This is a genomic window from Geoanaerobacter pelophilus, from assembly GCF_018476885.1.
Classification (GTDB): domain Bacteria; phylum Desulfobacterota; class Desulfuromonadia; order Geobacterales; family DSM-12255; genus Geoanaerobacter; species Geoanaerobacter pelophilus.
On record NZ_JAHCVJ010000003.1, the window covers coordinates 505,112 to 511,291 of the forward strand.

The 6,180-nt window shown below is 54.9% G+C and carries 6 protein-coding genes; all 6 read right to left on the reverse strand.

All coding sequences use genetic code 11. The annotated features are described in order from the left end of the window. Window positions 1–89: 89 nt before the first annotated feature. Window positions 90–488: a response regulator gene (locus tag KI809_RS10435; RefSeq protein WP_214171474.1), complete on the reverse strand. Its 399-nt coding sequence runs from the start codon at window positions 486–488 to the stop codon at window positions 90–92. Window positions 489–528: 40 nt separating this feature from the next. After that, window positions 529–1,731 (reverse strand): hybrid sensor histidine kinase/response regulator, encoded by a 1,203-nt coding sequence (locus tag KI809_RS10440; RefSeq protein WP_214171475.1) that lies wholly within the window; start codon window positions 1,729–1,731, stop codon window positions 529–531. An 18-nt stretch (window positions 1,732–1,749) separates the two neighbouring features. Continuing rightward, a complete protein-coding gene (locus KI809_RS10445; RefSeq protein ID WP_435052252.1) occupies window positions 1,750–2,805 on the reverse strand; it encodes a protein-glutamate methylesterase/protein-glutamine glutaminase in 1,056 nt (351 codons plus the stop codon). 12 nt (window positions 2,806–2,817) lie between these two features. Next, window positions 2,818–3,399, reverse strand: coding sequence for a chemotaxis protein CheD (locus KI809_RS10450; RefSeq protein WP_214171477.1), 582 nt, complete (start codon window positions 3,397–3,399; stop codon window positions 2,818–2,820). A 1-nt stretch (window position 3,400) separates the two neighbouring features. Continuing rightward, window positions 3,401–4,273: a CheR family methyltransferase gene (locus tag KI809_RS10455; RefSeq protein WP_214171478.1), complete on the reverse strand. Its 873-nt coding sequence runs from the start codon at window positions 4,271–4,273 to the stop codon at window positions 3,401–3,403. A gap of 67 nt (window positions 4,274–4,340) precedes the next feature. Beyond that, complete coding sequence (locus KI809_RS10460; RefSeq protein WP_214171479.1) at window positions 4,341–6,059, reverse strand: methyl-accepting chemotaxis protein; 1,719 nt, start codon at window positions 6,057–6,059, stop codon at window positions 4,341–4,343. Between the last annotated feature and the right edge of the window lie 121 nt (window positions 6,060–6,180).

Below are 6,180 nucleotides of genomic sequence, written 5' to 3' on the forward strand. Positions count from 1 at the left end.
GCCTCTTTAATCCACGATCCCCCCCGAAAGCCACTGCTCCTCCGGAGATAATTCAGACTGATTGCTCCGGCCCGCAAGCGGGGCATAACTTAAACGTTGAAGCCGAGCTGTCGGACCTGTTCCAGCAGCTGGCGCTGCTCTATCGGCTTCATTACGTAGGCGTCGCATAACGAGTGATATGACGACATGATCATCTTCATATCCTCAAGTGCAGTAACCATGATTATCATGCACCGGTTACGCCTTTTTATCCCCAGCTCCCCTTCTTCCATGTCGCGGATTTTCTTCAGAGCCTCCACCCCGTCAACTTCAGGCATCATGATGTCCAGACAGATCAGGTCATAAGGTTTTCCTTCCTTGTGCCCTGTAGCAAAGGCATCAAACGCCTCCTGACCGTTGGTGGCCGCATCGCATTCGCCGAGAGGGGCAAGACAGGCAAGCATCAGCTTGCGACAATAAAAATCATCTTCAGCAATAAGAATCCTCATGGTTGTTCTCCTTGTGCGGGATAAAAAATCGGATCGTTTTTCACTCACTCATGGGAAGCGCTATGTAAAAGACGCTCCCCGGTGTACCTTGGTCTGATTCCGCCCAGATTGCCCCCCCATGAAGGGCAACCAGTTTATGAGAAAGTGACAGACCCAGGCCGGTGCCTTCATACTTTCGGGTCGAAGAATTGTCAGCCTGCACGAACGGCTCGAAAATCCGCTGCATATCCTCCGGTCTGATGCCGATTCCGGTGTCGATAACTGTTATCAGTAAGGCTTCGCCGGCCACGATCTGCCGGCAAGCCGGACTGGCATGCAACTCCTCAGCAGTTACGGCGCGGGCTGCCAGAGTGACCGATCCGCCGTCCGGCGTGAATTTCACGGCATTGGAGAGGACGTTGATCAGCACCTGTTTCAGTTTACGTTCATCCGCGCGGATGCTCCGCGGCACAGCACTGTCGATAGCGTCGATGAGCCGAATGTCATGCCGGTCCGCACGCTCCTTCACGACATGCAGCGTACCGGCAAAAAGGTCCCGGAGATCGACCCTGGTAAGTTCCAGTTCGACCTTACCCGCTTCGATCTTCGAAATGTCGAGGATATCGTTGATCAGGGCCAGCAGGTGGCGACCGTTTTCCAGCACATAGCCTAAATATTCCTCCTGGAGCGGGCTAAGTTCGCCATAAACCTTGCTCAGAATCAGGTCGGTGAAGCCGTTGATCGAATTCAAGGGAGTCCTCAGCTCATGACTCATGGTCGCCAGAAAGGCGCTTTTGGCGCGATTGGCGGCCTCAGCCGCTTCCTTGGCACCTTTCAACTCTGCGGTACGCATATCAACCAGTTCTTCGAGATGGTCCCGATACCGCTTCAACTCCAACTGATTGCGCACCCTTGTTCTGACCAGGTGCGGCTTGAACGGTTTACGGATATAGTCTACAGCCCCGAGTTCCAGACCTTTCTGCTCGTTTTCCTCGCCGGTCATGGCGGTGATGAAGATGATCGGAATGTCCCAGGTCTTTTCTGAAGACTTGAGAACGTAGCAGAGTTCATAACCGTCCATTCCCGGCATCATGATATCCAGTAAGATCAGGTCCGGCGCCGGTGTTGCCCGGGCATTCTCCAGCGCTTCAGCACCGCTGGCTGCCACCAGCACCTCATAACCCTCCTGTTCCAGCATATCCCCCAGCACCCTCAGGTTTTCCGGGATATCATCCACAATGAGGATCACATTTCGTTCGACCATGTCAGACTCCGCAACCTGCTAAATGGCATCCATCAACGCACGAGCGATCTGCGGCAACGGCAGTACGCGTTCGGCAGCCCCCATCTCGATCGCTTTTTTCGGCATGCCGAAGACCACCGACGTTGCCTCGTCCTGGGCAAAGGTTACGGCACCGCGGTCCCGCATCTCTTTCAACCCACGGGCACCGTCTTCGCCCATGCCGGTCAGCACCGCACCAACCGCATTCCTGCCGGCATGCAGAGCAACCGACCTGAAAAGGATATCAACCGCCGGCTTCACATAATTCACCGGAGGCCCGTCAGACAGCTCGATGTAATACATGGCCCCATTGCGACGCACCGCCATATGCTTGCCTCCGGGGGCGATATAGGCGGTGCCGCGCAGTACCCTGTCACCATGTTCCGCCTCCTTAACCTGTACGCGAGCCATATCGTTCAGACGCACAGCAAAGGATTTCGTGAACAGCGGCGGCATATGCTGAACAATGACAATGCCAGCCACCGATTCCGGCATGCCCATGATCACCTCGGTGATCGCCTGAGTGCCACCGGTAGAAGCGCCAATGGCTATCAGCTTGTCCGTGGTGGCCATCTTGCTGGTATCGAGTGAGGAAACTGCCGGACGCGGCGCAGCTGGTTGAGCTATTGGCAACGTTGAGCGCCGGACTCGCGCCTTGGCAGCAATCTTCACCTTCCTGACGATCTCATTACCCAAATCGGCCAGACCTTCCGAGATGTCGATTGACGGTTTGGTAACATAGTCTATGGCCCCCAGCTCCAGGGCACGCAGGGTGGTGTTGCAGGCCTTCTGGGTCAGAGAGCTTACCATCACCACCGGCAACGGATTGGTACGCATCAGCTCTTCCAGAAAGGTCAGGCCATCCATCCTCGGCATCTCGACATCAAGCGTGATCACATCCGGCATCAGGCTGATGATCTTGTTCTTGGCAAAGATCGGATCAGGGGCCGAACCGACAACCTCGATGTCCGGGGCCTCGTTGAGGATTTCCGTGAGCAGCGCCCTGATAACAGCGGAATCGTCGATGATAAGTACCTTGATCTTGCCAGCCATGATGCCTCCAGTAATCTAACCCTTTTTCCCCCGCCGTCTTCGCTCCGTCAGCTCAGCACAGCTGCCGCACATGATACACGCCTTGCAGGGCGGCAGCTGCCTGCGAAAGGCATCGCTTTCGCTCCCGGAAACGTGATGTGCGCCCACCCGGCCCAACGGCTTCACCGTCACCTCGCCGGTCGCGGTCCTGAAAACCACTTTAATGCCATGCGTTGCCCTGACATGAGAACCCACTATAGGGATATCATACTCGTGCAGTTTTTCCTGCGCGATGCGCACATTATCAACGCCGATATTGAATATGTTGTCCAGATCGGTTATGACCGAGCCGCCGCCAAAGATCTGCGCCTGTAAATTGCGCACATCTGAGCCGGCCTCGATGATCCGCTTCACAAGCGTTTCGATGGAAGTTGCTCCATATACGGTCGATTTCGGAGTGTTCGGCTGTTCATAGGGCAACAGGTAATGATTGAGCCCGCCGATACGCAATTTTTCATCCCACAGGCAGACAGCGACACATGAGCCCAGGATGGTTTCCAGGATCGCGGCCTCCTTTGAAACGGCAAGCTCGCCGATATTGAGAATAATCCGTTTCATGTCAATGCCTGCGGTATACGGTTATACCCACCGGGCTGAACTGATTGCTGGCAAACATGGTCTCGGAGTGGCCGAGAAACAGATGCCCGTCATGAGCCAGGTAGTGATGAAATTTATTCAACAATTGGCTCTTCATTGCCTCGTCGAAATAGATCATTACATTGCGGCAAAAGATTATATCGAACTTTCCGGAAAACGGATAAGTAGCGTCCTTGAAGTTGAGGCGCCGGAAACGGATGATCCGCTTCAGCATTTCCTTGACCGTCACCATGCCGCTGAAATCCTTGCTACCTTTGAGGAAATAGCGCTGCAAAAGCTCTTTCGGCACTCCTGCAGGGATCTGATCAATGTTATATAACCCTCGCTGCGCCGCTGCCAGAACATCGGTCGAAATGTCAGTGGCCAGGATCCTGACATCCCAGCCGCAAAAAGGGTCATAGGGATCAGCGTCGGGAAAACACTCCAGAAATGACTCCCATACACTGATGGCGATGGAATAAGGCTCCTCTCCAGTGGAGCACCCCGCGCTCCAGATCCGGATCTTCCTGGTCGAACGCCTGCTCTCCAGAAGGGAGGGGATCAACTCATCACGTAGCAACTCGAAGTGGTGGTTCTCTCGAAAAAACTTGGTGGTATTGGTCGTGATGCAGTTGAGCATCATGACGCACTCGTCCTGGTCCAGCTTGACCCGTTTGTAATAGTCGTGGTAACTGGTCAATCCGAGCGCTCTTAACCGCTTCTGGAAACGGGAGGTCACCAGTGTCTTTTTCTGGTCGTTGAGCCGGATCCCGGCAAAGTCATAGATGAACTCGACAAAGAGCTGAAAGAGCTCGTCACTGATCTGCAGATTGTCCGGCACGTATGTTTCCGGCATCGTCCCTGTCCTGTTTCATCCGCTGATAATCAGCTCTCCGAGCAATGCACCGGAGGGCCATGGCCTGTCAGAACTCCGAGAAATCGTCTTCACTGCCGGACGCCTGGGACCGGTCAGGCAGTGCCGGTTGCCGGGCAGCTGCCTTTGTCCGGAATCCACCCTTGGCGGGCATGGCCAGGGAGACCTGGGGCGTTTTACGGCCTCGCGCACCCTTGGCGCTCCGACCACTGTCCTCTACCTTGAAAAACGAGACTACATCCAGCAGCCCCTTTGCCTGGGCTGCCAGCTCTTCGGCGGCGGCGGAGGTCTCTTCAACCAGGGAGGCGTTCTGCTGGGTGGTCTGATCTACCTGACCCATGGCGGTGTTGACCTGGTTGATCCCGGATGACTGCTCGGCGGCGGCAGCGGCAACCTCGTCCATCAGGTCGGTCACTTTCTTGATCCCGGAGACGATCTCGCCCAGCTTCTTGTCCAGTTCCTGCGCCAGTTGCACTCCACGGCCGGTCTTCTCACCGCTGTCTTCAATCAGGGTGGTGATCTCTTTGGCCGATTGCGTGGTCCGGCCGGCCAGGCTCCGGATCTCGGCAGCTACTACAGCAAACCCTTTGCCGTGCTCGCCGGCTCGGGCAGCCTCTACTGCGGCATTCAGCGCCAGCAGGTTGGTCTGGAAGGCGATCTCTTCGATAACGTTGGAGATGTTGGCTATCTTGGCCGATGACTTGTTAATCTCGCTCATAGCCATTATGGTATCGGCCATGACCACGGTGCCGTCTTCGGCAACGGTCTTGCTGCTACGCGCCAGGTTGTTGGCCTCACGGGCGTTCTCGGCAGTGCTCCGGGTGGAGGCCCCCATCTCTTCCATGGCGGCGGTGGTCTCTTCGACCGATGCGGCCTGCTCGGTGATCTTTTGCGAGAAGCTCTGGTTGGCTTCGGAGATCTGGTCGGCGGCGATGGAGACCTGGTTGGCCGCCTCTACCGTCTGACAGGCTATATCGCGCAGATTCGTCACCATATTAGCGACGGCATACAACATACTTGTAGTGTCGTTGTCCTTGATCTTCACCTCTTCAGTCAGATCTCCTGTGGCGATCTTGGCCATCAGCTCGGCCACATAGACCGGCTCGCCTCCAAGCTGGGCAGTGATAATGCGGGTTACCAGCAGCGCCAGCCCAATTCCTATAAGGAGCGCAACGGCAATCGAACCGAGCACAATACTGCGAGCATTGGAATATACAGCCTTGCCTTTCTTGAAGGCATCATCGCCCCCTTTTTCGTTCAGCACCATATCCTTCCCCAGCGCCTCCTGGGCAGCGAAAAACGTTTTCTGCGAATTACCGCGAAGAAAAGCCATCGCCTCAGCAGTCTTGTTCTGGCGCGACAGGTCCAGCAGCTTTTCATGTTCTATCAGGAAGGCGTCCCAATTTTTTTTGAATTCGCCATACAACTCTTTTTCCCCCGGATATGAAATAAGCGGTTCATACTCCTTGAACATCTTATTAAGATTGACAATCGTTTCCGTCATCCGCTTTTCATATTTATCCATATCCGCTTTTTCCGTAGAAAGGATGTGCTGAAACTCGGCGCGACGGAACGAGCCAACTGCTTCATTGATCTTGGCGAGCTGTTTTATGGAAGGGATGACATTGGCTCCAAGCTCCTCCATTGAGGCATTAACCTTGGAAAGCTGCTGCAGGGCCATCCCCCCCATAATTGCCATAAGAACCAGAACCACTGAAACCATCGTGATCAGTTTGGTGCTGACTTTTAAATTTCTGAACCAATCCATAAAGAGCTCCTATAATTTATTATGTAGCGTATTACCGCGATCATTCCTGAATGCCGTCACTGGCGGCCACCTGCTGCACAATGGTCGCCTCTTCCTCGGTCAGCACCCGGTCCACATCTAA